Annotated in this window: 25 protein-coding genes; 7 read left to right on the top strand and 18 right to left on the bottom strand. The window is 61.4% G+C overall.

Features of this window, described 5'->3' with window-relative positions; all coding sequences use genetic code 11:
- Positions 1-5: 5 nt before the first annotated feature.
- The 12 genes from lepB to KGJ62_04520 form a co-directional block, all read right to left on the bottom strand.
- Positions 6-710, bottom strand: coding sequence for a signal peptidase I (lepB, locus tag KGJ62_04575; GenBank protein MDE2125844.1), 705 nt, complete (start codon positions 708-710; stop codon positions 6-8).
- A gap of 36 nt (positions 711-746) precedes the next feature.
- Complete coding sequence (gene carA / locus KGJ62_04570) at positions 747-1,853, bottom strand: glutamine-hydrolyzing carbamoyl-phosphate synthase small subunit (protein MDE2125843.1); 1,107 nt, start codon at positions 1,851-1,853, stop codon at positions 747-749.
- Complete coding sequence (locus KGJ62_04565; protein MDE2125842.1) at positions 1,850-3,496, bottom strand: amidohydrolase; 1,647 nt, start codon at positions 3,494-3,496, stop codon at positions 1,850-1,852. Before KGJ62_04565 ends, carA begins: the two co-directional genes overlap by 4 nt.
- Positions 3,493-4,779 carry a dihydroorotase gene (locus KGJ62_04560; protein ID MDE2125841.1) on the bottom strand — a complete coding sequence of 429 codons (1,287 nt, stop codon included), beginning with the start codon at positions 4,777-4,779 and terminating at the stop codon, positions 3,493-3,495. The genes KGJ62_04565 and KGJ62_04560 overlap by 4 nt, the downstream gene beginning before the upstream one ends.
- A gap of 37 nt (positions 4,780-4,816) precedes the next feature.
- Positions 4,817-5,758 carry an aspartate carbamoyltransferase catalytic subunit gene (locus tag KGJ62_04555; GenBank protein ID MDE2125840.1) on the bottom strand — a complete coding sequence of 314 codons (942 nt, stop codon included), beginning with the start codon at positions 5,756-5,758 and terminating at the stop codon, positions 4,817-4,819.
- A complete protein-coding gene (gene pyrR / locus KGJ62_04550; GenBank protein MDE2125839.1) occupies positions 5,755-6,330 on the bottom strand; it encodes a bifunctional pyr operon transcriptional regulator/uracil phosphoribosyltransferase PyrR in 576 nt (191 codons plus the stop codon). The genes KGJ62_04555 and pyrR overlap by 4 nt, the downstream gene beginning before the upstream one ends.
- A gap of 213 nt (positions 6,331-6,543) precedes the next feature.
- A complete protein-coding gene (locus KGJ62_04545; protein ID MDE2125838.1) occupies positions 6,544-7,080 on the bottom strand; it encodes a FixH family protein in 537 nt (178 codons plus the stop codon).
- 36 nt (positions 7,081-7,116) lie between these two features.
- On the bottom strand, positions 7,117-8,343 hold the full coding sequence (locus tag KGJ62_04540; protein MDE2125837.1) for a hypothetical protein: 1,227 nt from the start codon (positions 8,341-8,343) through the stop codon (positions 7,117-7,119).
- A gap of 50 nt (positions 8,344-8,393) precedes the next feature.
- Complete coding sequence (locus tag KGJ62_04535) at positions 8,394-9,620, bottom strand: multicopper oxidase domain-containing protein (protein MDE2125836.1); 1,227 nt, start codon at positions 9,618-9,620, stop codon at positions 8,394-8,396.
- 603 nt (positions 9,621-10,223) lie between these two features.
- Complete coding sequence (locus tag KGJ62_04530; protein MDE2125835.1) at positions 10,224-11,174, bottom strand: YegS/Rv2252/BmrU family lipid kinase; 951 nt, start codon at positions 11,172-11,174, stop codon at positions 10,224-10,226.
- 6 nt (positions 11,175-11,180) lie between these two features.
- The gene (locus KGJ62_04525) at positions 11,181-11,621 is read right to left on the bottom strand and encodes a molybdenum cofactor biosynthesis protein MoaE (GenBank protein MDE2125834.1); all 441 of its coding nucleotides are present in this window, start codon (positions 11,619-11,621) and stop codon (positions 11,181-11,183) included.
- A complete protein-coding gene (locus KGJ62_04520; protein ID MDE2125833.1) occupies positions 11,618-12,745 on the bottom strand; it encodes a deoxyribonuclease IV in 1,128 nt (375 codons plus the stop codon). The genes KGJ62_04525 and KGJ62_04520 overlap by 4 nt, the downstream gene beginning before the upstream one ends.
- A 136-nt stretch (positions 12,746-12,881) precedes the next feature.
- Here KGJ62_04520 and KGJ62_04515 point away from each other — a divergent pair, with 136 nt between their 5' ends.
- A complete protein-coding gene (locus KGJ62_04515; GenBank protein ID MDE2125832.1) occupies positions 12,882-13,691 on the top strand; it encodes an SDR family oxidoreductase in 810 nt (269 codons plus the stop codon).
- A gap of 19 nt (positions 13,692-13,710) precedes the next feature.
- Here the strand turns inward: KGJ62_04515 and KGJ62_04510 are convergent, their stop codons facing one another.
- Both KGJ62_04510 and KGJ62_04505 read right to left on the bottom strand, forming a co-directional pair.
- On the bottom strand, positions 13,711-14,691 hold the full coding sequence (locus KGJ62_04510; protein ID MDE2125831.1) for an NTP transferase domain-containing protein: 981 nt from the start codon (positions 14,689-14,691) through the stop codon (positions 13,711-13,713).
- Positions 14,692-14,724: 33 nt separating this feature from the next.
- Positions 14,725-16,233, bottom strand: a complete 1,509-nt coding sequence (locus KGJ62_04505; GenBank protein ID MDE2125830.1) for a GHMP kinase — start codon at positions 16,231-16,233, stop codon at positions 14,725-14,727.
- A 426-nt stretch (positions 16,234-16,659) separates the two neighbouring features.
- Between KGJ62_04505 and rpsO the strand changes: the two genes are divergently transcribed.
- Positions 16,660-16,935: a 30S ribosomal protein S15 gene (gene rpsO, locus KGJ62_04500; protein ID MDE2125829.1), complete on the top strand. Its 276-nt coding sequence runs from the start codon at positions 16,660-16,662 to the stop codon at positions 16,933-16,935.
- A gap of 230 nt (positions 16,936-17,165) precedes the next feature.
- Positions 17,166-19,448: a polyribonucleotide nucleotidyltransferase gene (locus tag KGJ62_04495; GenBank protein MDE2125828.1), complete on the top strand. Its 2,283-nt coding sequence runs from the start codon at positions 17,166-17,168 to the stop codon at positions 19,446-19,448.
- A 466-nt stretch (positions 19,449-19,914) separates the two neighbouring features.
- Here KGJ62_04495 and KGJ62_04490 read toward each other — a convergent pair whose 3' ends face one another.
- The 3 genes from KGJ62_04490 to KGJ62_04480 all read right to left on the bottom strand — a co-directional run bounded on the left by KGJ62_04490 (position 19,915) and on the right by KGJ62_04480 (position 21,487).
- On the bottom strand, positions 19,915-20,172 hold the full coding sequence (locus tag KGJ62_04490; protein ID MDE2125827.1) for a hypothetical protein: 258 nt from the start codon (positions 20,170-20,172) through the stop codon (positions 19,915-19,917).
- Between the two features lies 1 nt (position 20,173).
- Entirely contained in the window at positions 20,174-21,055 is an 882-nt protein-coding gene (locus tag KGJ62_04485) for a prepilin-type N-terminal cleavage/methylation domain-containing protein (protein ID MDE2125826.1), read from the bottom strand.
- A gap of 162 nt (positions 21,056-21,217) precedes the next feature.
- Positions 21,218-21,487 (bottom strand): hypothetical protein, encoded by a 270-nt coding sequence (locus KGJ62_04480; GenBank protein MDE2125825.1) that lies wholly within the window; start codon positions 21,485-21,487, stop codon positions 21,218-21,220.
- 239 nt (positions 21,488-21,726) lie between these two features.
- Here KGJ62_04480 and xylB point away from each other — a divergent pair, with 239 nt between their 5' ends.
- From xylB to KGJ62_04465, 3 genes are all read left to right on the top strand, one after another.
- Complete coding sequence (xylB, locus tag KGJ62_04475; protein ID MDE2125824.1) at positions 21,727-23,262, top strand: xylulokinase; 1,536 nt, start codon at positions 21,727-21,729, stop codon at positions 23,260-23,262.
- 10 nt (positions 23,263-23,272) lie between these two features.
- Entirely contained in the window at positions 23,273-23,839 is a 567-nt protein-coding gene (locus tag KGJ62_04470) for a zinc ribbon domain-containing protein (GenBank protein MDE2125823.1), read from the top strand.
- 87 nt (positions 23,840-23,926) lie between these two features.
- Positions 23,927-25,192: a transaldolase gene (locus tag KGJ62_04465; protein ID MDE2125822.1), complete on the top strand. Its 1,266-nt coding sequence runs from the start codon at positions 23,927-23,929 to the stop codon at positions 25,190-25,192.
- A 43-nt stretch (positions 25,193-25,235) separates the two neighbouring features.
- On the opposite strand, the gene queF is transcribed toward KGJ62_04465, so the two are convergent.
- A complete protein-coding gene (gene queF / locus KGJ62_04460) occupies positions 25,236-25,601 on the bottom strand; it encodes an NADPH-dependent 7-cyano-7-deazaguanine reductase QueF (protein ID MDE2125821.1) in 366 nt (121 codons plus the stop codon).
- Positions 25,602-25,728: 127 nt separating this feature from the next.
- Here queF and KGJ62_04455 point away from each other — a divergent pair.
- Positions 25,729-26,733, top strand: a 1,005-nt coding sequence (locus KGJ62_04455) for an S-layer homology domain-containing protein (GenBank protein ID MDE2125820.1), incomplete at its 3' end; no start/stop codon positions are given.

Here is a 26,733-nt window from a genome sequence, read left to right as displayed (position 1 = left end):
GCGACCTACTGACCGGTTGTTTTTTGGTATCGCCGTTCGTTGAATCCATTCGCGCTTTCGTGAAACAGAACGCCCATACACCGACCCATCACGTTCTTGACGTTCAGCGGGCCCCAGAACCTGCTGTCGTCGCTATCCGGGCGATTGTCACCCATCAGGAAGATGTGGTGCGCCGGAATGCGAAAAGGCCCGTCGGTACCGTAGGCGCCGCCGACTCGCCGGGTTTCGGGGATAGTTCGGTAGTTCTCAACAAGCGCCTTGCCGTTGATCAGCACTTCGTTACCCTGAAACTCGATTGTCTCGCCGGGCAGGCCGACCACGCGCTTTATCAGGATCGCGGCTTGAGGAGGACTGCCCGAAACCCACGCGTTAGGGTCCTGTAGCTGCTGCTTCGCAGGTAGGTTGAAGACTACGACATCGCCGCGGCTGGGCACCGCATGGTCCGGATACGCCAGCCACGATTTGAGCGTGACAATATGGTCACCAGGCTGCAAATACGGCTCCATCGACTGGCTGGGAATGAACTGCGTTGAAAAGCACCACGCGATAATAGCTAACACCGTAACCAAAGGCAGCAGGAACATCAGCCGCCGCTGCTGTCCGCGTTGGCGTCGCGCCTTGCGTTCCGCAGCTTCAGCCCTGGCAGCCTCTCTCTTCTCTTCATCCTCAACTGCCGCTTCTTCCGCGCCGAGTCGGACTATCTCTGCCATCGGCCACTCCATTTGGGCATTGAAAGCTCCTTACTGTTAATGAAGGGACTCAACAAATGTTTTGAAGTAGTGCGCGCTGTCATGTGGACCCGGCGAGGCCTCGGGATGGTACTGAATGCTGAACACCGGGAGTTCGCGGTGGCGAAGGCCCTCGACGGTACCGTCGTTCAGGTTAATCTGGCCCACTTCCATTCCGTCGGTCAAACCGTCTGCGTCGAGAGCGTAGCCGTGGTTTTGCGATGTAATCGCCACACGACCCGTTACGAGGTCCCGTACGGGATGGTTGCTGCCCCGGTGTCCAAACTTAAGCTTGAAAGTCTTGCTGCCAAACGCACTACCCAGCAGCTGGTTTCCCATGCAGACGCCCATCACCGGGCGTGCCTCCGCCAGCTTGCGGACCTCATTCACCAACGAGCCCAGTGATGCTGGGTCGCCGGGTCCCGGCGAGAGTACGACTCCGTCTGGCGACGAGCGAAGTATCTCGGCAGCTGACGTCCCGGCAGGAAACACGGTCACGTGGCACCCTAACGCCGCGAGTGACCGCAGTATGTTGAACTTGACGCCACAATCCAACAGTGCGATTCGACGCTGCGTCCCGGAATCCGGCGGGCACGTTGCCGCATCAGGGCGGTCGGCGCCGGCGCGCCACGTGTAGGGGTTCGGTGTCGAGACGCGATAGACCAATTCCTCTTCGGAATATCCCGGAGCTGAGCGGACCATGTCCACTGCCGTCTCCGCTTGATGCTCGGTGGATACCATGCCCATCATCACACCGTGAGCCCGCAAGCGGCGCGTCAACTGCCGCGTATCGATGCCCTGAATTCCAACTACTCCATGGTCGTTCAGGAATGCGTGGAGGCTGCCTTCCGAGCGCCAGTTGCTTGGCTCATCGGCCGCTTCCCGTACCACAAAGCCGGATACCTGAACGCGCCTCGACTCAAAGTCGGCCTCAGTGACCCCGTAGTTGCCAATCAGCGGATAGGTAAGGCTCACGATCTGGCCGGCATACGAGGGATCGGTGAGGATCTCCTGATACCCGGTCATACCGGTGTTGAACACTACTTCACCAACCGCCGTGCCCGGGCGCCCGAGTGACTCTCCCTGGAAGACGGCGCCGTCGCTCAGCACAAGGTTCGCCCTCATGTGAGGTCCACGTGCTTTGCTGCAAATCGCACTTCGCCGCCAATTACCGTTGCGGCAACCTGGACCTGCTCCCATTCGGCGGCCGGGGTGGCAAAGGGATCGGCGGTGAACACAGTGAAGTCCGCGGCGCGTCCGCGCGCAAGGTTGCCCCGCTGCTTGTGCGTGAGCGTCGCAGCGGCCGCCGCCACTGTGTAGAGCCGAAATGCCGTCTCGGCATCGATCCGCTCTTCGGTGTTGAGGATGCGGCCGGAATGCGTTGCGCGCTGCATCGCGGCACGGATGCCGTCCAGCGGCGCTCCCGGCACAACAGGGCAGTCGGAACTGAAGGCCTGCAATACGCCGCGATCGCGCAGCGATGCATAAGGAGAGAGCAGCGTCGCCCGTTTCTCGCCGAGGGCAGCCACATAGGCATCGCCCAGGGCATGGAGAAACTCCGGCTGACCGATAGACCAGACGCGCTGCCGTCGAAGCCTGGATATCAGATCATCGGTGAGCAGCATACAGTGCTCGATGCGATGCCCGGGATTTGGACGCCGGTGAGCCCGCTGCGCCTCGGCGTAGCAGCGCAGCACGAGGTCGATGGCACGGTCTCCAATGGCGTGAGTAGCTATTTGCCAGCCTGCGCGGTGCGCCCGAAAAATGTACTCCTTCAGGACATCCGGGGGATGCAGCGGCAGTCCGCAGTTACCGCCGCTATCGGCAAAAGGCTCGTTGAGCCAGCACGTTCGCGTCGTGATGGCGCCGTCGCTGAATAACTTCGCCTGGCCAATGTGCAGCCAGTGCTCGCCCTCGGGGCCACCGTTCCACATCTCGGCCGGTTTAGGCGCGTCATCGCCGGCCGACTGACGGCAGACGGCTGGCCAATCCATCATGAGATTGACGCGAACTCCCAGGACCCGCGACTCCGCTGCCGCAGCGTACCAAGCCACCTCATCCGGCGCCGTCGCTGCGTCGCCGGCGCTGGTTATGCCTCGCTGCAGCAGATAGGCGGCGGCGCCGCTCAATGCGTCCACGGCCTGTTCCCGAGTTGCGGGTGGCACAATGCGTTCCATGTTGTTCCACGCGGCAGTTTCGAGCAGCACGCCGGTGGGCTCGCCTCGCTCGTCGCGCACGATTTCGCCACCGGTCGGATCCGGGCTCGAAGCGCCAATACCAAGAAGCCTGAGGCCGCAACTATTCACCACAGCCGCGTGCCCGGAGGTGTGCTCCACGCGGACCGGCCGATCGGTTGCTACACGGTCGAGGTCGTGGCGGGTTGGATGACGCCGCTCGCGCATCCGGTTCTGGTCGTACCGGTTGCCAAGAACGGCTTTGGAGTCCGGTTCCGCGTGGAGGCGCTCGGTCAACTTCCGAACGATCTCGTCGACGCTCCCTGTTTCGGGTGGCCGTAAATCGACCTGAAACAGATAAAGACCCAAACCCAGCATGTGCAGGTGGCAATCGAAGAAGCCTGGTGTCGCCCACCGGTCGCCAAGGTGGACGTACTGCGTATCAGCCGTACACAGACCTTGCAGTTCGGCAGCGGTCCCAGCGGCCATTATCATGCCACCGCGGTCGACCGCCAGAGCGGAGGCAACCGGCGCCTCAGGATCGAACGTGGTAAACCGGGCGCCATGGAAGAGCTTGTGCGCCGTCTCGCTCACGTGGCCGGCTCCGGTGCAATCCGGACGCCGTTCACCATTGTGAACGCCGCTCGACCCTTGAGTGTTGCGCCGTGAAACGGCGTGTTGCTCGATCGTGATCGAACCGCTGCGCGGTCTACCTGCCACGCTGCCTGGGTATCCAGGACCGTGATGTCGGCCGCGGCTCCTGGGCGAAGTGTGCCGGCTGACAGACCAAGAATGCGCGACGGCTCAGTCGTGAAGCGGGCCACCAGGGTTGAAAGTGTCATGCGTCCGGGCGCCACAAGGTGCGTAATCGCAAGACCCACAGCCGTTTCGAGCCCGAGGATACCGAACGGCGCGGCGTCGAACTCCACCTCTTTCTCATGCGGAGCGTGTGGTGCATGGTCCGTGGAGATGCAGTCGATCGTGCCGTCTGCCAATCCGCGCATGATGGCTTCGCAGTCTTCGGTAGTGCGGAGCGGCGGGTTCATCTTTGCATCGGTATTGAATCCCAAACACGCCTCGTCCGTAAGCGCCCAATGGTGCGGGCATGCCTCACCGGTAACGGCCAACCCCTTCTCCTTGGCGTTGCGGAGCAGTTCCACGGTGCCCGCCGTAGAAATGTGAAGCAGATGCAGCCGGCACCCCGTAATGGCGGCGAGCATGATGTTACGCGCCACGGCGATATCCTCGGCGGCGGGCGGCATGCCCGCAAGACCGAGAACCGTGGCTGCAGCACCCTCGTTCATGCTGCCGCCAGTCGTCAGCTCCTTCTCCTCGTTATGCGTCATGAGCGGCATGTTCAGCATGGCGCAGTACTGCATCACACTTCGCATCGTGCGTGCGTTTTGAATCGGGAAGGCGTCGTCCGAGATTGCAACAGCGCCTGCGGATTTGAGGTCGTTTATTTCCGTCAGCCGCTCGCCCTCCATGCCGCGGGTCGCCGCCCCGATCGGGTGGACGTGCGCCTTGCCCACACCGGCTGCCCGCTCGATGATGTGCCGGCAAACGCTGGCGGTATCGATGGCAGGATTGGTGTTCGGCATACAGCAGATGCGCGTAAAGCCACCGGCGGCTGCGGCTGCTGAGCCACTCTCGATATCCTCCTTGTATTCGAAGCCCGGCTCCCGCAGATGGACGTGGATATCGATGAAACCCGGACAGACGGTGAGTCCCGTTACGTCCAGTCTCTCGTCCGAGGCGGCATCCTCACCGGGCTGGAGCACGGCCTCAACCTTGCCGTTCACGATCAGCAAATCGGCGGGCCGGTCGATCCCTTGCGATGGGTCGATCACGCGTCCGCCGGCCAACAGAGTTCTCACGCGCATCTCCTTCCTGCGAATGAAACGTTCGAGTACATCACTCTGCGGCCGGCTCACCGATCGATCCGCCACCCATCAGGATATAGAGAGCGGCCATGCGTACGGCGATGCCATTTGTCACCTGTTCACCGATAGCAGTGTGAATACCATCGACCCCATCCACAAGATCCGAAGAGATTTCCACGCCGCGGTTGACGGGGCCGGGGTGCATCACCAGCAGACCGTGCGCAGCGTGCCGAAGTCGAGCCGGTGTGACGCCAAACAGACGTGAGTACTCTCGCACATTCGGCACCAGCGCAGCCTGCATCCGTTCATTCTGGAGGCGCAATACCATCACAACATCTGCGCCGCAAACGGCCTCATCCAGGCAGTCGGCTACCGCTGCCGGCAGTCCGTCCGTACCCTCGGGCATCAGCGTTCTCGGTGCGGCGAGTGTAACCTTTGCCCCCATTTTAGTCAGACCCCAGATATTCGAACGAGCTACGCGGCTGTGCAGCACATCACCCACGATGGCCACCTTGAGGCCCTCGATCCGTCCGAAGTGCTGTTGCATCGTAAGCATGTCCAGAAGCGCCTGCGTTGGGTGCTCGTGCCGGCCGTCACCGGCATTGATCACCGGTACGTCCACCCGCGCTGCGGCAAAGGCCGGCGCGCCGGAGGCGCTGTGCCGTATGACGATGCAATCGGCCTTGAGCGCTTGCAGCGTCTGCACCGTGTCCTTAAACGACTCACCCTTGGTAACCGAGGAGAGCGCGACAGCTACATTGACCGCCTCCGCGCTCATAATCTTCGCCGCCATTTCAAAGGATGTTCGGGTACGCGTGGAGCTCTCGTAGAACAGCGTCACAACCGATCGGCCGCGGAGCGTGGGCACCTTGCGAATCGGCCTGTCCAGGATCTCGCGAAACACGGCCGCCGTTTGCAGCAGGAAGCCGATTTCGTTGGCAGGCGTCTCGCGCAGTGACAGCAGGTGCTTCACGTTCTGGCGCTCCGGCGAACAATCAGTACCTGGTCGTCACCGTCGGTCTCACGCAGCCGGACCTGCACATGCTCGTCACGTGCGGTGGGCAGGTTCTTGCCCACGTAATCGGGACGGATCGGTAGTTCCCGGTGGCCCCGGTCGACCAGCGACGCCAGCTGTATGCAGTCTGGCCGGCCGATATCCAGGAGGGCGGTAAGTGCTGCTCGTACACTTCGGCCCGTGAATAGCACATCGTCCACCAGTACGATGCGCTTGCCGGTTACATCAAAAGGTATCTCGGTAGGCGACAGCGGGCTTGGACCTACCGGCCGCTGCGCATAATCGTCGCGATACATCCCGATATCCAGCCGGCCAACGGGAATCTCTGCCCCCTCGAAAGCATGGATCGCGCCGGCCAGGCGTTCAGCCAGTGGAGCACCCCGACTCACAATTCCGACAAACGCCAGGTTTTCGGCGCCATGGTTTCGTTCGAGGATTTCGTGTGCGATCCGCGTTATTGCACGGCGAATGTCGTCGGCATCCAGAACGGGCACGCCGCCATTCGGCGCGTCGGCATCGGTTTCAGACATTCCTTCCCTCCTTGCCGCCAGCGGCATAACAAAACGCGCCCCACCACGCTTGCGGCGCGGGGGCGCGTAAAAGTCGATTCGCGCGGTACGCATCTCCGAGGAGGTCGCGGAGCCGCACGTTTCGCCCTTTAACAGCCTCACCGGGCCGCCTTAAAAGGACGATCTTTGATTGACCAACTCTAGCACAAATGTTGGTTCCCCGTCAACATCACCTTACGGAACGTCAAAGTCGAAGCTCTGCACTTGAGGCGGCTGGCCGCCGCTCTTGATCTGCAGTGAAACCTGCCAGGCGCCGGCCATCGAGAAATCGACTTTCACGCTGAACCGTCCATTACGCGCCATAACTACCGGCGGATGCGACTCACCCATATCCATCGCGGTCATTTTGACTGTGGCCGCCATGTGCAGCCCAGCAGGTTTTGTACTTCCATTTGCCGCCAGTGCAAATGCCAGCGTATTCGCTCCACGGCGGATCGCGGTCATTGGTGTGAGTAGTGTGAGAGGGCCGGGTGAGCCGGCTGCTCCCGGCGTGGTCGACCGACCCGGTGTCGTCATACCGGGCATGCCGGCCATACCGGCCATGCCGTTCATGCGCATTCCCTCCATGGCGGATCCCTTCACCATCATCTCAGTCATCATCGCTACATCCGTCGAATGCGTACCGAATCCCCGGATCGAAGCCCAGTCCTCGCTACCGGTCACCACATATTGGCGCGCCTCTTTCAACGGCGCGTCGGAATAATCGGGCATTTCTGTCTCCTTGTTGAGATCGAATGGGCGTAGCGCCTATGGGATGTATTGGTGCTGCAGATTTAGAAGTGTTCGCCTGGGACCTATGTGCCGGTGGAGGATGCTCTGGAAGCCGAAAACGAATCCGAGCTCCACGGATTGTTCGTTTTGCACCCCGGAAAACGCCGCCGCGTAGGCCGGCTGGCGGTGCTGGAACTGATACTGCAGCACCAGATCGAAATTCTCACCCAACCGTTTCACGCCGGTTAGCGCCAGCGCGTAGCTGGACGCATTCGCCACATGACTGTAGTTCCGGAAGCCTGCCGTGAACGCCAGTTGATAAGCCGGCCGGCCGAAGGGGCTGTGAAGCCAACGTACCGCTCCAGCGATGGAGTTTGCCGAGGCGCGAAACGTATCGTTTGGAGTCGCGATAATGGAGCTGTTGTTGCCAAAGGTCCATGTATCCAGCATCCGGAGATCGACACGATCTGACGGGCTCCGGTTCAGGTTGAAAACGCCGCCGCCATAGAGCGCATTGAGAGCTCCGCCGGCAGAGCTGCCCACAGTCAGCCGTTCGTAGCCGACGCCCCAAAGGGGAACCCGCTCGATATTCGCAAGGCCGGGCAAGCCCTGATAGGCAAGCTGCACGCCATAGGCGTTGAGACCGTTCTGGCCAAGCGACCCGGCAGCTGAACTGATCTGATTGACGACGTGCAAATTCACAAAGTAGCGCAGCGAGTGGTTGAAGATCACCGACGCCTGATTGGCATACCGGTGCTCCTCCACGTTGTCGCCGCTGCTGTAAGGGTCAAGCAGGTTGACATATTCATTCAGATCGTCGCCACGGATCGTCGGAAAGTCGATCAAATGCGTGGGCATGTCCGTTCTGCCGATCAGCGCTTCCATCGTTGGCGTTTCGTAGTCAACGTACGCCTGGTGCATAAAGAAGGATGTGCCGCCGGGGTTTTTGTTGTCATCGGTGGTTATGCCACCAACTACCAGGCTGCCCAGCGATTTGCTCCGGTAGAGTGCCTGTGTGATGCCCAGGAGCAGCTCCGAATCACTGATGTTCACGCGAGAGCTGCTCGATTTGAGGCCGGACGGTAATACAAGGCGTGGGCTCGACAGCTGCAGGGTTGCAATTCCTGTTCCATCGATCTCAATTTGTGGCTGTGGCCCGCCTGCCTGCCCGGGGGGAGCGCCGCCGTTCTGCGCAGACGCAGCGCCGGCGATGCACAGAATAAGGATCACGATCAAGGTGGTTGTATTGGCAATGTGCTTCATCAGGGTCTCCTTGCACCGGCCTGGCGGTCTCAAACCGGAACGGTTTGCTTTCATGAGTTCACCGCGATTATCTCTTTGAAGGTAAAGCCGGCCTGGTCGGCGTCGTCGTACATCAGCATCGTCATCATTCCGCCCGGCGATACGCCGTTGTTGGTCAAGCTGAGATCGCTGTGGTCGTGGAAATGCCAATTGCCGGCATTCGTGCCTTGCACGACAAAATCCACGGTTGACCCGGCCATGACCGGAATGGTGTTCAGCCGAACCGGTGACGCAAGCGGAGCGCCGTCGCGGCATACCTCCCACACATCATGGCCGTGCAGGTGCATCGCGTGGGGCAGCAAGCCGGTGTTGATCAGGCGGACGCGAATGTTTTCGCCGCGACGGATGTGAAGGTGCTCCGTCATCGGCCACGATTTACCGTTGATCATGAAGAAGTTCGGGCGAATGCGCATTGGATCGCCGGTCAGACTCGGATCGTATGGCGGGATCCACCCACTCTTCACACTCTTCTCGAAATCGGCCGTAGATGCAAACCAGCCCATCATCTCGCCGTTCATCGCCGCCATGCGGCCGCCGGAGCCTGCCATAAAGCTCATCGTGTGGCCCATCTTCAGCATGTCGTTCATCATCGCCGCTATAAAGTTGGTATCCACCTCGCTCAGAACCATAACGTACTCGCGGTCGTAGCCGAACACACGACGCACGGGATCGTCGTGGCTCTCCACAATGAGCGCGCCATACAAGCCTGCCTGAATGTGCATGTTTGTCATGTTGTGGCAATGGTAGAAGTGTGTCCCGGCCGGCTGAGCTCGCCAGAGGTAACGAAACGTTTCGCCGTAACCAACCGGATACTGGGTGCCGAGCGGAATTCCATCCATCTCGCACGGCACATACATCCCGTGCCAGTGTATCGTGTGAAAGTCATGCGTTTTGTTGGTAAGGTTCACCTGGATCCAGTCGCCCTCCTTGACACGAATCAGTGGACCTGGAACCTGGCCGTTAAAGGCGTAAGCGTGGAAGGCGATCCGCGGCACGATTTCGTGCTCGGCGATGACAATCTCCAAGTCGTACTCGTGTACCACGTCGCCCTTTACCGGCAGGGCTCGTGGGTCCCATGTCGGTCGGTTGCGATTCGGATCGAATGCATGTGCCCATGCTGCAGATGGAGTCGGCGACGGGAATGCAGCGGCGCGTTGATCCGTAAACGCAGCCAACCCCCCAAGGCCGGCGAGCGATGAAAGCAGCCGTCGCCGCGTCTGCGAATAGTCTCTCTTCATGTGTTGCCTCGCAAGTCGTGTGATACGGAGCGGTGCGCGGCAGAGGGATCTGCCGGTGAACTGGTGACTTCCGATGCCGCCGTACAGGTACTTACCGGCAGGTTGTGCACGACGAATGGTCACGCATGTCGGCCGGCAGGCTAAAAACGTTGGCGGATTACGAGGAGGGTGGTGGCCCGCGAGGATCTGCTGTATGTGGCGGACCGTTGGAGGCCGGCGATACCGACGGAAGCGGGGCGGAAACGGTGACGCATGAAATGGCGATGCCGGCGCTCCCCACTCCGGTCAGGGCCCCGGCTGACTCCGCGCGCGGTACTGCAGCCGGCGCCACGCGCTGGAGGCGCCGGTTGGCGCCGCACAAACAGAGCGCTCCACAGTGGCTTGGTTCTACGCCAGGTTGAACACGAGATGGCTGCGCTGCTCGGCACCGGCACGTGTGACCGGCACAGCAAGCCATGTTGCGCATGCAGGCAGCCGCTGCCGGCGAGCCGGTCAGTCCGGCCGTGATGACGAGGAGCGCTAAAGCAATCCTCACGGTATTCGCAAGTGGGTTATCCAGGTTGGTCAACTTGATTCGGATCGCGGTCAGGCAGCGCCGATTCATCACATATTATACGGCCACCTCCACCCATGCGTTGCGCACGGCTTTTGAGGCGCGAGTACTTCAATGGCTTTAGGCACTACAGAAAACTGCGCAGGTGTAGTGCCGATCACATCACCATCCACGAGTAGCGGTGCTACCGGGTTCATGGTGATTGAAATAGTTGCAGAGCGTATCATCCGTACCTTCGGATGGTTGACGTGCCGACCGCGGAACACAGACGGAAATGCCCGGACGAACTGGATGCGACCGATTTCACCGAGCACACAGATATCCAGCTCGCCGTCGTCAACCTTTGCGTCGGGAGCAATCATCATGCCGCCTCCATAATTGCGCGCATTGGCAACGGTACAAAGCATGCATCGGGTTTCGATCCGCTCAGCCTCGGTCACAAGCACCGTGGTAACCGGGCTGAAGCGAGGCAATGCGACCGCCGCGGCGAAGATATAGGCCCACTTGCCGGGCAGTGACCGAGGCATTGACCGAACGCCCTCCGCCACTACGGCATCAAAGCCGCAGCCGGCTGCGTTGAGAAACCAAAACCCATTGACGCAACCAGCGTCAATACGCTTGCGCTGGCCGGCAAACATCGTTTCCGCGGCGTGATCAAGGCTGCCGATGCCCAGTGTCCTGGCAAAATCGTTGCCCGTGCCCATCGGGAGGACCGCCAACGCCGGACGTGGAACCGATGCGCGCATCAGTCCGTTCAGCACCTCACAGCAGGTGCCGTCTCCACCAGCGGCCGCGACAATAGCCGAGCCAGATTGTGCCGCGGCTGCGGCCAAATCTGCACCGCAGCCGGCGCCGAGTGTTGGCGCGATCCGCCAGGAGATAGCTCCTGCCCGCGCGCCGATTGCCGCTTGCAGTTCGCCCAGGCGGCTAGCGCTGCGGCCTCCGCCGGCTTGCGGATTCCAGATAACCGTTACTCCGCCATCCGCCGTGCTGGAATCCAAGCCGCTTCAACTGGTCCCTGAACGAACCGGCGCATCACCCTCGATCCAGAATGTGCCATCCGGCCGCTCCTCGCGCTTCCAGATCGGCACCCTCTGTTTGATCGTATCGATGCAGTACCGGCAGGCCTCAAATGCCTCAGCCCGATGCGGTGAGGCGACTGCTATCGCGATACTGGCTTCGCCGACCTCGATGACACCCAGCCGATGTTCGATCGCAACATTGCAGTCCCATCGCTCAGCCGCCTCAGCGGCGACCTTGAGCATCTCACGGCCGGCCATCTCTTCGTAAGCACGGTACTCCAGGCGAGCTACCGGCTCACCCTGAGAGTGGTTTCGAACACGCCCTACGAATGTGCAGATGGCGCCATAGCGGTCGCGCTCTACACGCTTTTCCAGGCCGGCAACGTCAATTGGCCGGTTCACCACCTCGACGCACGGCCGGCTCATCCGCCGCTCACTGGCGGAAGCACGGCAAATTCCGCGCCAGGCGGAACGATAGCATCCATTTCCACATAGTCGCTGTTGATCGCGAAGCGGCAGTGCTGTTCCAGATCGGCCAGCTTCTTGTCACGCATCCCGAGCTTTTTCACAACGTCCGCAACTTTCGATCCGGTTGGAACCGCCAGTGGCATTGGATCGGACCCTCCAATATCGGCATAGTGGCCGAACATACGCACCGAAACCTCAATCGCGGCGTCGGGATCATTGGCGTGCCTTCGGAGTCGCGCCACATTGACTTCATGCATTGTGTCGGAATCGGGTGTTTCAACAATTATTGGAATGCCGGCCAGGCGCGGATCGGTGGTCAGCCGGGCAAAAGCTTCAGCGCCTATCTCGCCGGCGCCGATGTGTTCGTGCCGGTCGACACGGCTGCCGAGTGGCTTCTTGGCGTCATTGGCATGTATCAGCTTGAGCGCGTCCATCCCTACAAGCCGGTCGAATTCGGTCCACGTGGCATCCCACGTCCCCTCGGTGCGCAGGTCGTAGCCGGCAACGAAAACGTGGCACGTATCGAGGCAGACGCCCAGACGCGCGTGCGGACCGGCGCCTTCCAGAATGCGAGCAAGTTGCTCGAAGCGCCATCCGAGCCCGGTGCCCTGCCCCGCCGTGGTCTCCAGGGCGATTCCGGCGGACAATCCTTCGCTGTCGGTCTCAGCGAGCACCTGCCGCAGGCTCGCGGCAAGCCGATCCATGGCATTCTCCTCGGTATCGGCAAGGCTGGCGCCCATATGGGTCACCACCCAGGATAAGCCCAACCGGCTGGCCCGCTGCAATTCAGCGCGAAACGCCTCCTTGGAGCGCTCGAGTACCGCCTCATCGGCTGCTGCCAGGTTAATCAGATACGAGTCGTGCGCACACATAAACTCCACTCCCGAGCTCTCGCGCGCCGCATGGAAGGCCGCAACGGCCTCATCAGCAAGTTGCGGATGACGCCACTGGCGGGGGCTGGCGGTGAACACCTGCACGGCGGAGCAGCCAATATCGGCTCCAGCCTGAAGCGAACCGGCGATTCCGCCGGCGGTTGGCATATGAGCGCCGATGAGCCGGCGCGGAGTTGGCTTTGATATCATAGAGCGTGTAGTGAAGCGCAGCGTATGATGCCATTGTATCACCCGGTCGTCGCGGCGTCAACGCGAAGGAGTACGGCGTGCCTTTCCGGAACGGACTGCCGCCATGACGCACACTGGCGTGGCGAAGGAGGTGGCAATGAGCAAACTTGCAGGGAAGGTAGCGGTTGTAACAGGCGCAGGGCGCGGGTTGGGCAGGGCGTATGCCAGGCGCTTGGCGCTCCTTGGGGCAAATGTTGTGGTTAACGATATCAACCTGAATGCGGCTGAGGAGTTTGATGAGATTCTCGAAGCGGCGAGTGTAGCGGCGGAGTGTGAGTTGTCTGGCGTTAAGGCGATCGGCGTTGAGGCCGATGTTACCGTACGACGGGATGTGGATCGACTGTTTAGCTCGGCGTTAAGCGCGTTCGGACGCGTGGACATTCTGGTGAACAACGCCGGTGGCGTATTGCGACCTGCGGCCAACGGAAAGGCTTCGCAGGTCAGCGAGGATGACTGGCGGTTCATTCTGGATGTCAATCTAACTTCCACGCTGTTCTGCTGCCAGGCCGCTGCGGTACCGATGCAGGCGCAGCGGGACGGAAGCATCATCAACGTCTCGTCACAAGCCGGCGTACGCGGTAACGATTCCGGCAGTATCGCCCACTACTGCGTTGCGAAGTGCGGTATCGTGGAGCTTACGCGGCTGCTGGCCGCTGAGTTGGGGCCACAAGGAGTCCGTGTGAATTGCATCGCTCCGGGTCTCATTCTTACTTCCCGCGCAAACGCGCAGTTTGGGCGAAACACGCCGGAGAACATGGCTGCCGCCAGCGCCCGTATCCCTCTGAGGCGACTCGGCATGCCGGAGGACTGCGCCGGAGTGGTGGAGTTTCTGGCCACGGATCTCTCGCAATATGTTACGGGCCAGTGCATTCCCGTTTGCGGCGGAATGGTGCTGTCGCCATCCTAGCGGCTCGGCACTTGCCGGTTTACGGCTCTACAAACGGCGCCGGAACCTCTTTTTGCGGAAGGGCCAGCGTCCGGACGAGGGACGCCAGCATCTGCTCGCGATAGATGGAGTTGAGCGCCAGCGCAGCTTGCGTTTGGGCGTAGCCAAACGGAATGCCGATATCGTGTCGATCGCCGGCTGCCTCAAAGGCGATGTAGGGCTCGCCGGATGCGCGAACGCGCTCCTGCGCACTGGTAAGCTGGAACTCTCCGCGCTCGCGGGCATCGTGCTCGATCGCCCAATCGAGCGCCTCGAAAATAGACGGCCCGAGCACATGCATGCCAAAAAAGCAGAGGTAAACGCCATGCAGAAGGTTCGCCTGACGCAGGTTGGCCTCCGCGAACTCGATCGATGGCTTTTCCTGAATGGTTTCCACGCGATAAGCAGGTGGTTGATCGCCGATGCGGACGCCGGCTACCGTGCCGAACAGGGAAAGCAGTTCGGCTGGTGTCTGCTGCACGGCGCTGACGTTGGCGTGGTATTCGGCATACATATCCAGCGCCTGACGCGCACAACGACGGTCGCTGCCGGAGGTGTAAACGTGATCACCCAACAGCAACAGGAACGGTTCGTCGCCACAGAAATTGCGCGCGGACCATACGGCATGGCCGTAGCCTTCGGGAACGGCCTGCTCCACCAGAGTCAGGCGCGCTCCGATCTGGCGAATGCGCGCTGATTGCAGCAGCGCCCAATCCTTACCCTTGAATCCTCGAATCTTCTCATCGTTTAGCTCAACAAAGTGCTGTTCGATCTGTGCACGGTTTGTGGGATTGACGACCAGGCAAACCTCATCGATCCCGCTCTCCAGCGCCTCTTCGATAATGATCTGGATCGCCGGCTTGCAGATCCCATCCCGATCCATCAGAGGAAACATCTCCTTCTGAATGGTTTCGCTGGCCGGGTACATGCGCGTACCACGCCCTGCCGCCGTAATCACGGCTTTTCTCACTGTGGCCGGCATCGCTGTTCCTCCCGTAAGTCGCGTAAATCCAAGCTACACGCGCCGCCCCTCTTCGAGCGGATCGATCGTCCGCTGGCCAAATGCGACGGCGCCGGGCGACGTGCCACCGATGATTGCGCCGGACAGCCCGGTTTCGGCTCGATACCGAGCCGAAACCCGTTCGATCGCCGCATCAGCACGATCTCCATCTCGCGAAAGCACTGCCACCACACCGCCGCTGCCGCCGCCGGTAATGCGCGCGCCATACAGATCGTTTGCCCGTCCCTCAGTCCGGATGAGGTCAACAAGCAGGTCCGTCTCCGGTGACCCCAAACGCAGCCGATCACTGTACGACTGATGAGATTGGAACATCAATTCACCGGCCTGAAGCAGAAGCGATTCAGTTTCCGCGACAGCGGCCTGATTGCCGGCATCAATCGCCTCGCTGTCGCGCAAGCCGGCAATCTGTACAATGGCCATGAACTGCTTGCATCGCTCGTTCTCCAGTACCGGATGCTCGGCGCAGGCACGTGGACGATAAACGACATCCTCACGTGGTGGCGCAACCTGATCGGGCACGATGCCGTACTCAGCCCGGAATGCCGCGCCGGTTATCTCTTCGGGTACCAGGTTGCTATACGCCGCGAACTGGTCCGGCGTTAGTCTGCAGAGATAGTTGTCGCGCGGATGGCCGCCACTCTCAAGTTGAATAACCTTGAGCCCCATGAAGGCGCCAACTCTGGCCAGAGCGTATGCGCTGCCGGCAACCGAGTGTTTCACACCCGAGTCGATCCCGCTAAAACGCCAACCATGCGGCACCTGTAGGTGTCCCAACAGATCATGCGGCATACATCGCAGCCCCAGCAGCGCTCCGCTGTGGCCCAGAGCGCACGCTACCTGATCCATGATCCCGCACGGCGCCCCGACAATCGTATTCTCAACCCGCTGGCACCAGGCTGCCAGAGTCAGGTCGCTGGGATGCACGCCTGCCGCGCCGCTGAGGGCATGCATTACCGCGACTTCAAGAGCCGCGGATGATGCAACTCCGGCTCGCGGCGGTACGCTGGAGTCGATCAGCACGCGTGCGCCACGGCGCCCAATGGTCGCCGTTGCGCGGCCTTCGGCCATTTTGCTGTGGGCGGCCAGCATCACATAGAAGCAGCCGGCCACGTACGCGGCCCAGCCGGCATCTGCCAGCGCCGGTCGCACTGCATCTACCGTCAGCACGGCCTCGTCGGCGCCGACCATCACTGCCAGTGGGACGCTTGCGTACTGAGGCTCGCCGTCGGCCCCCTGGCCCAAAGTAACCATCTCAATGTCCGGGCGGTCGCTCCACTGCCATGCAGCGAACGTGGCGGCTGCGAGCGGCATTTCGAGAACGATGCCACCGGAATAGTCGGCCACTCCGCCCATGACGTCAAGTCGCGCCGGCGCCCTGGCGACGTGTATCAACTCGTCGGCCTGGAACAGAGAGCCAACCTGACCAAGAGCTGTATGCCGGAACGCCTGCCACTGCTCAAGCGCATCGGAATCGGGTGGAATGTGGGAGTGCGGGTTGCTCATGGTACAGGCGTCAACAACTCCACGATGATAGCGCGAACGGCAGCGGGAGTCAATTTCGGCGCGATCGCCGTAAAGTGGAGCAGGCGCGGGCACCTGCTACAGTCATCGGTGCTGGCGAGCCACCCACGGTCGGCGCCGTAGATTCCGTCACTGCGCGTAACCCAGAGCAATGCGACAGGACTTTCAGCCGCTAGCCTGCGGTACCGCGCCGTCGGCGGATTTTTCGAGATCCCGGCCAGCCGAATCTGCGTGGAGATCCATCGCTTTGCTCCGGCTGAAAGTGGCGTCACTCCTGCAGCGTAAGCCGGCGATCATATTGCGGCGAGTCCGGTTCGGCGCCGGGCCTCTCAGTTTGGTCCGGTTGACGGGCGATGCCTGTTGGTGGTATTATTGGTCAACCGAAACGATCAAGGAGCAGATGCCGACGTGGCACTAAAACATGCGGAGAAGGAATCCGTAATCCGCGATAACGCAACCCATGAGGGTGACACCGGCTCGCCCGAGGTACAGGTTGCGCTTTTAACGACACGAATTAACCAGCTGACCGACCACCTGCGCGAACACAAGAAAGACTTTCATTCGCGCCGCGGTCTTATGATCATGGTTGGCCGACGCAAGCGGCTGTTGACCTACCTCAGCAAGCGGAATATCACGCGCTTTCGCGACCTTGCTGGCAAGCTCGGCATTCGGACCAAGATTTAATGACATTGGCGGTGAAGCCGGTTTTTACGCAGCTTCACCGTCGCATTGCGTTGCCGCGTGGCGCAGACGAGGCTGCAGCGAATCGCTGCAACCCGCAATCGGCCGTGTTGGCACCTCATTGCTATTAACAACGTATCGCGGCTAAACCGGCCGCCCGGCGAACCCCAATTCGAAGCGTAAGCTTACGCATTGTGAAGCGGAGCGGACCTTGGCCATTTTCATATCAGGAGATGAGATTGGGACACAAAGTTGAACGAGAGATCGCCGGGCGTACACTCAGCATAGAGACCGGCGACGTGGCGAAGCAGGCCGGTGGGTCGGTCTGGCTGCGACAGGGCGACACCGTGGTAATGGCCGCGGCTACCATGAGCAAAGAGGCCCGCAGCGGAATCGACTTCTTTCCGCTGACCTGCGATTACGAAGAGCGCAAATACGCTGTCGGAAAGATACCGGGCGGCTTCATCAAGCGCGGCGGGCGGCCCAGCGAAAAGGCCATCCTGACGTCACGGATGATCGACCGGCCGTTGCGACCGCTATTCCCGTATGGCATGCGCAATGACGTCCAGGTGATAGCGATGCCGCTTTCCGTGGACCTCGGCAACCTGCCGGACGTACTCGCCATGACGGCCGCATCGGCCGCACTCGCAGTATCCGATATTCCCTGGGACGGCCCTGTGGGCGCGGTGCGCATCGGCCGCATAGACGGTGAGTTTGTCGTCAATCCAAGCCAGGAGCAGATGGCGGCATCGACGCTTGACCTGGTAGTTGCCGGCACAGCCGTGGCCGTTATTATGGTAGAGGCCGGCGCCACATTTGAGTCGGAGGCCGACGTGCTGGCTGCCATCGACCTGGCTCACAGCGTCATCCGCGACCTGTGCGCCATGCAAACCGAGTTGGCGTCCATGGCAGGCAAGACGAAGAAAGCGGCAGCGTATCACGGCGCCAACGTGGAAATCCTGGATGCTATTAGGAGCCGCATGGCCGGCGAAATTCGCGCCGCGATCCAGAATCCCGACAAGGCAGCGCGAGAATCGGCCATCGACGATCTGAAGGAAGAGATCACGCAGCGGCTCCTGCCGGACTTCCCGGATGCCGGCGGCGACATCCCGGAAGCGGCCGAGAAGGCAGTGAAGGAGCAGATCCGTGCGCTGATTATCGAAGAGTCGGTTCGTCCTGATGGCCGGAAGCTGGACGAGGTACGCGCGATCAGCTGCCGCGTCGGCCTTCTGCCACGTGTTCATGGTACGGGCATGTTTACCCGGGGCCAGACACAGGTGCTCACCGCGCTTACGCTCGGATCCAAGAGCGACGCCCAGATTGTGGATAACCTTGAGGTGGATGAGAAGAAGCCGTACATGCACTACTACAACTTCCCGCCCTATTCGGTGGGAGAGTGTCGTCAGATGCGCGGCCCGGGACGACGTGAGATTGGCCATGGCGCCCTGGCAGAGCGGGCAATGATTCCGGTGCTTCCGCCAGTGTCGGAGTTTCCGTACGCAATTCTCCTCCAGAGCGAAGTGCTGGAGAGCAACGGGTCGACATCGATGGCCTCGGTTTGCGGCTCGTCACTCGCCCTGATGGACGCAGGCGTGCCAATCAGTCATCACGTGGCCGGCGTTGCGATGGGTCTGATGAGCTCCGGCGACAAATATGCGGTGCTGACCGACATTCAGGGCATGGAAGACTTCTCCGGCGATATGGATTTCAAGGTAGCAGGCACGGCTGAAGGCATTACCGCCATTCAGATGGATACCAAGATACAAGGTATCCCGCGCGATGTGCTGGTCCGAGCGCTGGAGCAGGCCCGCCAGGGTCGCCTGCACATCCTGGGCAAGCTGAACGAAGCCATCTCGGCGCCACGCGAAAGCCTGAGCCCGTATGCTCCGAGTATCTTCAGCATTCAGATCAATCCGGAACGCATTGGTGAGGTGATTGGCCCAGGCGGCAAGACGATCAAGCGCATCACCGCTGAGACGGGCGCGCAGATCGATATCGAACAGGACGGAACGGTATACATCGCCGCGGTGAACCAGGAAGCCGGCCGTGCCGCGGCCGATGCCATCCGGGGGCTGGTGAGTGACATTGAGCTCGGCACCATCTATGAGGGCCGTGTTACACGCGTCATCGGCATGGGCGCCTTTGTGGAGATACTGCCCGGTAAGGAGGGCCTGGTTCACACCAGCAACCTCGCCAGTCCACCGGTCCGTCGTCCGGATGATGCCGTCAAGGTTGGCGATCCACTCAAGGTTCGTGTGATTGAGGTTGACGGACAGGGTCGCGTGAACCTCTCCGCCATTCAGCTCGACGAGCCGTTCAGCCCAGAAATGGCCCGGCGTCCCGATGACGGCCGTGGAGGCGGTGGTGGACGCTTTGGCGGGGATCGACGAGGTGGCGGCGACCGTGACCGCGGTGACAGGTTCAGCCACGGACCACGCGAACGCGAGCAGTCGCCGCGTACCGATGACCAGCCCGTGGACGAGACACCAAGAGTACGCTTCCGTCCACGGCGCTGATTCCGTTTCGGCAAACTTCGGCTACGGCGGAGTAAAAAGGGGCTGCCGGATTCCAATCCGGCAGCCCCTTCTTACTCCTCTCAGGGTTGTTCCTTTGATGGCGCCTGACCCGTCCGCCGTCACAGGAGTCACAACCTCTCGCAGCATGATCGCTCCAGCCTACCCCGGCTCATACCCATGCGTGGTCGGTCGGCCGCAGTATCGTCACGCCTGACCAGGCGAACACTCTTTTTGCAAACTCCGGCAGGCGGAATCCAAATAGCTCCGGCTCGGGCACGATAGCGCGAAGTTGCGCCGGAGATCTCCATCGCGTCGCTCAGGATGATAGTTAGCGCTGCGCCGGACGGAAAAGAAGGAGCGCAGTCCCCGGCGCCTGGCTGCAATGCGCAACCGATGCGCAAAGGGCCCGCACCTCGAGTGAAGTGCGGGCCCTTTGTTACCGGTCTGGCAGTTGAGAACTACGTGGTCACTGGTTGAGGGGAGCGAGCTTAGCGCCAACGCCCTTCGTCCACGATTTCGACGAGAGGTCTGTGCCCTTTGGCGCGAGCACGAGCTGTGCCGTGGCGCCTCCACTCCCTCCCTTCGGTTTCTTCACAACCACGTTGCTGGTAGTGGCGCCGGCATTGGCCCGCGGCGCCTGCGGATTAGCACATCCGAAGGCGAGCACGGCGCCAATAACTGCCGGCGCGAACACGATCAACCGCCAACTGCAAGCAACCTTCACGCTAGTTCAGGTCCCACACGTATGCGGACGGGTTGGTGATCACGACGTTGAGTTCGCTCACACCCGGTCCGAAGTTCGTGCCGGCGTACAGGCCACCGGCCTGCATGAACTTGGCGTGCCCATCCACCCAGCAGACGTTCTCACCACCGGTATGGCGGTTGTGAGCGAAGCCGAGCAGGTTGGGCGGGCCCTGCGGATTGTAGGTCCAGTCGTAGCCGCCATGGATTCCGTCGTACCAGGTGCACTCGGTGGGCGACGGAAGGATGATCGGATACTGATCCGGCGCATTCGCATCGAAGAAGCCGATGGGATTGCTGTCCGGAAGGGCCGGGTTCTGGCCGAAGTCATACATCGAGTCAACGAACTCAATCGTTGCGGATGGCTGATTGATGGCGGCTTCGGTTACAGGCTGCGAGGGATTCGGGAATTGGGCCGTAGGATTGTAGCTGCAGACGCCGCTCTGCCACGGGCAGAGGTAGTTGTAGTTGAATCCGTACGTCTCAAACGTCTCCCAGTTCGCGTACCAGTTGTAGGGGCTGCCGGGGCTGAAGACGCCCTGATCGCCCGCGACATCCGGACAGTCCATGATCAGCCAGCTCTTGATGTAGGGCTGGAGGCGCACGGGCCAGTTTTCGTTGATGCCGTTGGAGTCCTGACCGCCAAGGTTGAGAATCTCGACCTCGTCGTAGTCTTCCATGTACATCTGCCCTGCCAGTCCGAGTTCACGGATGTTGGAGAGGCACGAAATGGCGCGAGCCTTCTCGCGAGCCTGCGCGAACACGGGGAAGAGTATTGCGGCTAGAATCGCAATGATAGCGATTACAACTAGCAGCTCGATCAGCGTAAACGCGTTGTTTCGCTGTCGGTTCGAAGAACCAGTCATTTCTACCTCCTGTAGATTTGCACGCCGCATGATCCACGCTGAGGCATCGTGCTTACGCCACTGCGTGACTGCATATGCGTTACGGATTATACCCTGAGACTGCGGAAACGTGAACAACGTTCCCGAACGCACGCCTCATCAATTCTGGAGCGCACTTCGCTTCTAGCCGCCGCCGGCGCTGCCACCCGCCTTTTGGCCAACACCCGCCGTATACGACTGGCTGGTGTTCTGGCCCTTTGGCGCCATCATTGGTCTGGCTATGGCGCCGGCAGCCGGCCCACCAGCCTTCCGGTTGTTGGTGATGGTGCTGCTGGCGTCGGACGTCGTCTCTTTGCCGGTCAGCGTGCTGGGGCTGCTGCAGCCGGCTAGCGCCACAGCCGTCGCTGCGGCCGCAGCAGCTGCGATCACCAACCGGATAGCATTTCGTTTCACGATGATTCAACCTCCCATTCTGGGAACTGCCGGGACAGCAGTTGCGCGCTATCGCGCCACGTCGCCCCGCATCCACCATTATACAACAGTTACATCTAAGTGAGTGATCTTTTGCATAGAAAAAAGTCGTCCCGAGACAATATCGCGCACTCTGCGGCGCTGAGGCTGTCAACGCAATTGACAGTGGCTTACCACGCGCCCATAATGAGGAGCAGGGCTTGGGAGCGGAGGCAGTTAAGTTGGATTACCTTCTGGGTATCGATCTGGGCACAAGCGGCGTCAAGGCGCTGTTGATCCGCCCGGATGGCAGCGCGGTGGCGAGCGCTTCATCCGCATACCAGCTCTATTCGCCGCAACCGCTCTGGAGTGAGCAGGAACCGGAGGATTGGTGGGACGGCGTGTGCCACGCGGTTGGGGGCGTTATTGCGCAGGCCGGCATTCAGGCTCGCGAGATCCGGGCCATTGGTCTTTCCGGCCAGATGCACGGATCGGTGTTTCTGGATGAGCATGGCAATCCACTGCGTCGGGCCCTGCTGTGGAACGATCAGCGCACGCAGGCGGAATGTGACTGGATCACCGAAACCGTAGGCCATCAGCGAGTTGTGGAGTGGCTCTCCAATCCGGTGCTCACGGGTTTCACTGCGCCAAAGGCAATCTGGTTGCGCCGGAACGAACCGCAGGTTTGGGTGAGGGTGAAGCGCCTGCTGCTTCCGAAGGATTTTATTCGACTGCGCCTGACGGGCGAGTATGCCACGGAGGTATCGGACGCCTCAGGCACAGCCATGTTCAATGTGCGGAAACGGGCATGGGCTCTGGAACTTCTGGACGCCATCGACATACCCGCCGATTGGCTGCCGCCGGCACTGGAGTCGCCTGAAGTCAGCGGGCGCGTCACCGAGGCGGCCGCGGCAGCAACAGGACTGGCGCCGGGCACCCCCGTCGTCGGCGGCGCCGGTGACCAGGCTGCCGGCGCCGTTGGCAACGGTATCGTTGAGCCAGGTATCGTCAGCTCCACGGTGGGCACCTCCGGCGTTGTCTTTGCCTATGCGGCCGAACCGGCTGTGGATCCAGCGCTGCGGCTGCACACCTTCTGCCATGCTGTTCCCGGCGCCTGGCACATTATGGGTGTGATGCTATCGGCGGGAGGGTCCCTGCAGTGGTACCGAGATACGTTTTGCGCGGCTGAGCGCTCGGTTGCCGATGCAATAGGCACAGACCCCTATGAACTTCTGAGCCGCGAGGCTGAGCGGGCGCCGGTTGGCGCGGAGGGCCTCATTTTCCTGCCTTACCTGACGGGAGAACGCGCGCCCTGGCCGGATCCACTAGCCCGCGGCGTCCTCTTCGGGATCACACGGCGAACCGACCGGAGCCATGCCGCGCGGGCCATTATGGAGGGCGTTGCCTTTGGCATGGCCGATTCTGTCCAGATTATGCAGGAGATGAATGTTCCTATGGGCGAGGTTCGCGCTTCTGGTGGCGGAGCGCGCAGTCCGTTCTGGCGGCAGATACATGCCGACATCACAGGTCTGGATCACGTAACGATCAATACCGACGAGGGTCCCGCCTTCGGCGTGGCTCTCCTGGCCGGCGTTGGCGCCGGGATCTACGGCTCGGTACAAGAGGCCTGCCGATCCACCATCCGCGTGGAGACGCGCACGAAGCCGGCGCCGCCGGCAAATGCCCGCTACCGTGAGTTGCACGCAATCTACCAAGGGCTGTACCGGCACCTGAAGGAGGACTTTGTCCGGGTCAGCCGCTTTGCAGAGAGTGGCTGAACGCATCTCCATGGAGACAGAAACCACTTCATGTCCAAACTGCGGCGCCGCCAATCCTGTTGGCCGGTCGCTGTGCCGGCAGTGTTCAACGCCGCTGACCGCATACGCTGGTCAGCTGCGGGATGAATCGCTCGCCGCAAGTGGCGCGCTGGCGTCGCAGGTAGAGCAGCTGGAGGAGCGACCCGCCGGCGTGGTCGTGGCGTGCGTCACGAACCTGGTGTATGTCGTGCTGATCCCGCTGGTGTCGCTGTTCGTGACGTTGGTCCACAGGCCGGCGATGCGCGCCGACTCTTCCAACTACATTTTTGCGGCGGTGGGAACTGTAGCCACTATCGCGCACGTCGTCATCCTGGTTCCGTTCATTCTATTCGTACTCGCGCTTTCGTGGTTCGTGTGGACGCAACATGAATGGGCATGGCCTGCAAACTGGGCAATGCCGGTTCTGTTCGCCGTTACCGGGCTGCTGCGGTTCTCCGGTTCGGCGATTACCGGTGGCTTTTGGATGCTGGTGGCGCTCGTGATTACGGTTGCCTGGACGCGGCCATCCGTCAAAGCCTGGTACGGGCGTGGAGCGTAGTTCGGCGCCCTCTGGGAGGCGATCGCCGTGGCGGGTACTATGGAACCGGCGTGTCACCGGAGTAGCCGGATGGCTGGGAGAACGAAGATGAGCAACCTGGATTACGGCCCTACGAAGCGTGAAGCACTGGTACACGAACTGGCCTGCTCGCCACTGCACTCGGTGGAGCGCGTCGCGGCACCGCCTTCGGACCCCGGACTGGCCCGATTGAATGAGCTTGGAACGCGCGTTTGGTACGATACGGGCAAGCTGGAGGAAGCCGAGAAGATCTGGCGTCTGGAAGCCAGCGCCCTCACGACAAATAACACACTGGCGAACCAGGTGGTTCAGTCCGGCATCATGGACGACGTCATTCAGCGCGCTATAGCGGCTATTCGAGAATCGGATCCCTCCGGCTCCGAGGCAGACCTGGTAATGGATGCTGCGTTTGTGGTGAACTGTCACATCGCGCTCCGCCTGATTCAGGCGTTTGACGTGCTGGTGAGCGTAGAGCTGCACCCGTCCGTGTCGCACGACATGGAGCGCACGGTGCGGTACGCGCAGCGATATTACGCAGTGAACCCGGAACACTTCATCGTCAAGATCCCACTCACGCCGGAGGGTTATTGCGCCGTGGCCCGTGCTCGAGCGATGGACATCCCAATCAACTACACGCTCGGCTTTTCCGCCCGGCAGAACTATCTTGCCGCCATGGTCTCGGATCCGAGCTTTGTGAACGTCTTCCTTGGCCGCCTGAACCAGGTTATTGTTGAGAACCACCTCGGCGACGGACGAAACGCCGGCGAAAAGACGACGCTCGCCTCACAGGCCGGCCTCCGCAGCGCACGGTCAAGTCGCGCCGGCATCGGTACCAGGCAGATTGCAGCATCGATGCGCGGCGGAGAGCAGATGGCCGCTTTGGCCGGTGTTGACGTGTTTACCGCTCCACCATCCGCCGTCGCTGAGTTTCTGGCGGCCGGCTACAAACCGGCCGACCTGGTTTCACACGTCGACGATCAACTGGAGGTGGCGATCGCCGACCCGGAGATGGCCGGCGACTTTGAGCGCCTGTGGGCCATCGATGAAACCTTCCAGCAGTTCACCGCGAGCCTGGCGTCTCGCGGCGGCACGGTACTCCATGGTGACGACCTTCGCGAGGCGGATCGCGACTTCGGGACGCGCATGTTTGCCGCATTCACGCCGGAGGAGCAGAGCGAAATCCGCAGCCATGGCAAGATTCCGAACCTGGCTCGCTGGCGTGGTCGCGCGGCGATAGACGACCTCATGACCGAATCGGCAATGCAGTCATTCACCACGGACCAGGCTGCTTTGGATGGCCGCATCCGGTCTGTTGGGGGCATCGGCGCAGCATAAGCAGCGACGATCGCCGGGCCCGGCTGTTGAAGCGTGTTCCCAATCAGGCATCCACGGCATATTCCGCCACGACGACGGATGCAATTCCACCGCGCACGTTGAAGCGGCCCTCGATGCGCATCCGGCGCGGCCGGCAGACGGCCACCAGGTCGTCCAGGATAGCGTTGATCACAGCCTCATAGAAAATACCACGATCGCGGAATGAGTAGTAGTAGAGTTTCAATGCCTTCAATTCAAGGCACAGTTCGCTCGGAACATACTCCACCACGATCTCGGCAAAGTCCGGCTGGCCGGTTTTCGGACAGACCGAGGTAAACTCGCTGCACGTGTGAACAATCCGGTAGTTCCGCTCCGGCGCAGGGTTGGGAAACGTCTCCAGCAGATTACGCTGGTCCGCCCGAGCTGCGATTCGTTCGTTCAAACGCTTGCCTCCCTGGGCTCCTGTTGTGTTGTACGGCAGGTGCCCATCGCCTTCACATCATCCGGCGCCGCCGGATTACGCGAATTCAACGGATTCTTAACTGGAGCGCCTCATTATGCCTCATCGACATTCACGCGTCACGACTGGAAGCTTCCACCGCGCCGCGGGAGCGCTGACAGCCTCGCTGGCAATCTGCGTCTTAAGCTGTGCGCGGTTCGCCGATGGACAGACGCCACAGACCGTGCCCGCCGGAGCATGGGAGTATGGCGCGATCAGCCGGATGGCGGCCGATGGGCTGATCGCCGGTTATCCGGCCGACCGCAACTTCCTCGGCGGTCGTACACTCACGCGATACGAGTTCGCCAGCCTGGTTGCGCGCGTGCTTCAAACGGCTCACACCGCCGCCGCAGGGTCCGACGCGCGTAGGGCCATAGCCCACGACAGTGGCGAGATTGTCCAGCTGGTCTCTGCCTTCAAGGTGGAACTTGCCGTTATCGGGACCGATGTGGAACAGGGCCTGAAGGATGTTGGCGCACCGGGCAGCTTACCCGCAGCCCCGGCAGAACCGCCTGCCTCAGGTGCTCGTTTCCATCCCAGCGCCAAGTTCACCGGCTTAATGCACACGTGGTACGGCACGGCGTTCGGCGATACTCTCGATGGCAACTTCCCCGCGCTGAAAACGGCGCCACCGGGACGGACATTTGGCGGTGGCGGCGGCGATACGTTCCGCTTGCGCCGGCTGGAACTGGCGATGAATGGCACCCTTTCGCCGCACGTTGACTATCGAGTGATGATCGACCCCACCCTTCCCGGCGCGGGCGGCATCCTGCAAGACATGTGGGCCGGATATCAGCTTACGCCGCGCTGGCGCATCGAGGTAGGACAGCAGAAAACCGGCTTGAGCGACGATGGGAACGCGCCAACCAGCAAATCGATCATGATCGAGCCGGCAATAATGAATGTGCTGCCTGTCACTGCCGGGCGCGTTGGCAACATTCGCGATATCGGCGCGGTGGCGCGCTATGGCAGCAAAACAATCCAGTCGTTTGTGGGAATCTGGAACGGGAACGGCACCGGTCGCGACGCCGTGGCAACTAACAGCCAGAAGTTCCTCGATGCC

Source organism: Armatimonadota bacterium (assembly GCA_028871815.1).
Taxonomy (GTDB): domain Bacteria; phylum Armatimonadota; class Chthonomonadetes; order Chthonomonadales; family Chthonomonadaceae; genus REEB205.
Note: the sequence above shows the minus strand (reverse complement) of the source record. Positions and strands in the feature narration are given on the sequence as shown.

Coding starts and splice junctions, on each gene's coding strand:
- pyrR (MDE2125839.1), bottom strand. CDS start 6,330: ATGTCTGAAACCGATGCCGACGCGCCGAATGGCGGCGTGCCCGTTCTG.
- KGJ62_04525 (MDE2125834.1), bottom strand. CDS start 11,621: ATGAGCCGGCCGTGCGTCGAGGTGGTGAACCGGCCAATTGACGTTGCC.
- KGJ62_04495 (MDE2125828.1), top strand. CDS start 17,166: ATGAGATTGGGACACAAAGTTGAACGAGAGATCGCCGGGCGTACACTC.
- KGJ62_04470 (MDE2125823.1), top strand. CDS start 23,273: ATGGAGACAGAAACCACTTCATGTCCAAACTGCGGCGCCGCCAATCCT.
- KGJ62_04505 (MDE2125830.1), bottom strand. CDS start 16,233: ATGAGCAACCCGCACTCCCACATTCCACCCGATTCCGATGCGCTTGAG.
- lepB (MDE2125844.1), bottom strand. CDS start 710: ATGGCAGAGATAGTCCGACTCGGCGCGGAAGAAGCGGCAGTTGAGGAT.
- carA (MDE2125843.1), bottom strand. CDS start 1,853: ATGAGGGCGAACCTTGTGCTGAGCGACGGCGCCGTCTTCCAGGGAGAG.
- KGJ62_04520 (MDE2125833.1), bottom strand. CDS start 12,745: ATGATATCAAAGCCAACTCCGCGCCGGCTCATCGGCGCTCATATGCCA.
- KGJ62_04540 (MDE2125837.1), bottom strand. CDS start 8,343: ATGAAGCACATTGCCAATACAACCACCTTGATCGTGATCCTTATTCTG.
- KGJ62_04510 (MDE2125831.1), bottom strand. CDS start 14,691: ATGCCGGCCACAGTGAGAAAAGCCGTGATTACGGCGGCAGGGCGTGGT.
- KGJ62_04485 (MDE2125826.1), bottom strand. CDS start 21,055: ATGACTGGTTCTTCGAACCGACAGCGAAACAACGCGTTTACGCTGATC.
- KGJ62_04515 (MDE2125832.1), top strand. CDS start 12,882: ATGAGCAAACTTGCAGGGAAGGTAGCGGTTGTAACAGGCGCAGGGCGC.
- KGJ62_04465 (MDE2125822.1), top strand. CDS start 23,927: ATGAGCAACCTGGATTACGGCCCTACGAAGCGTGAAGCACTGGTACAC.
- KGJ62_04545 (MDE2125838.1), bottom strand. CDS start 7,080: ATGCCCGATTATTCCGACGCGCCGTTGAAAGAGGCGCGCCAATATGTG.
- KGJ62_04535 (MDE2125836.1), bottom strand. CDS start 9,620: ATGAAGAGAGACTATTCGCAGACGCGGCGACGGCTGCTTTCATCGCTC.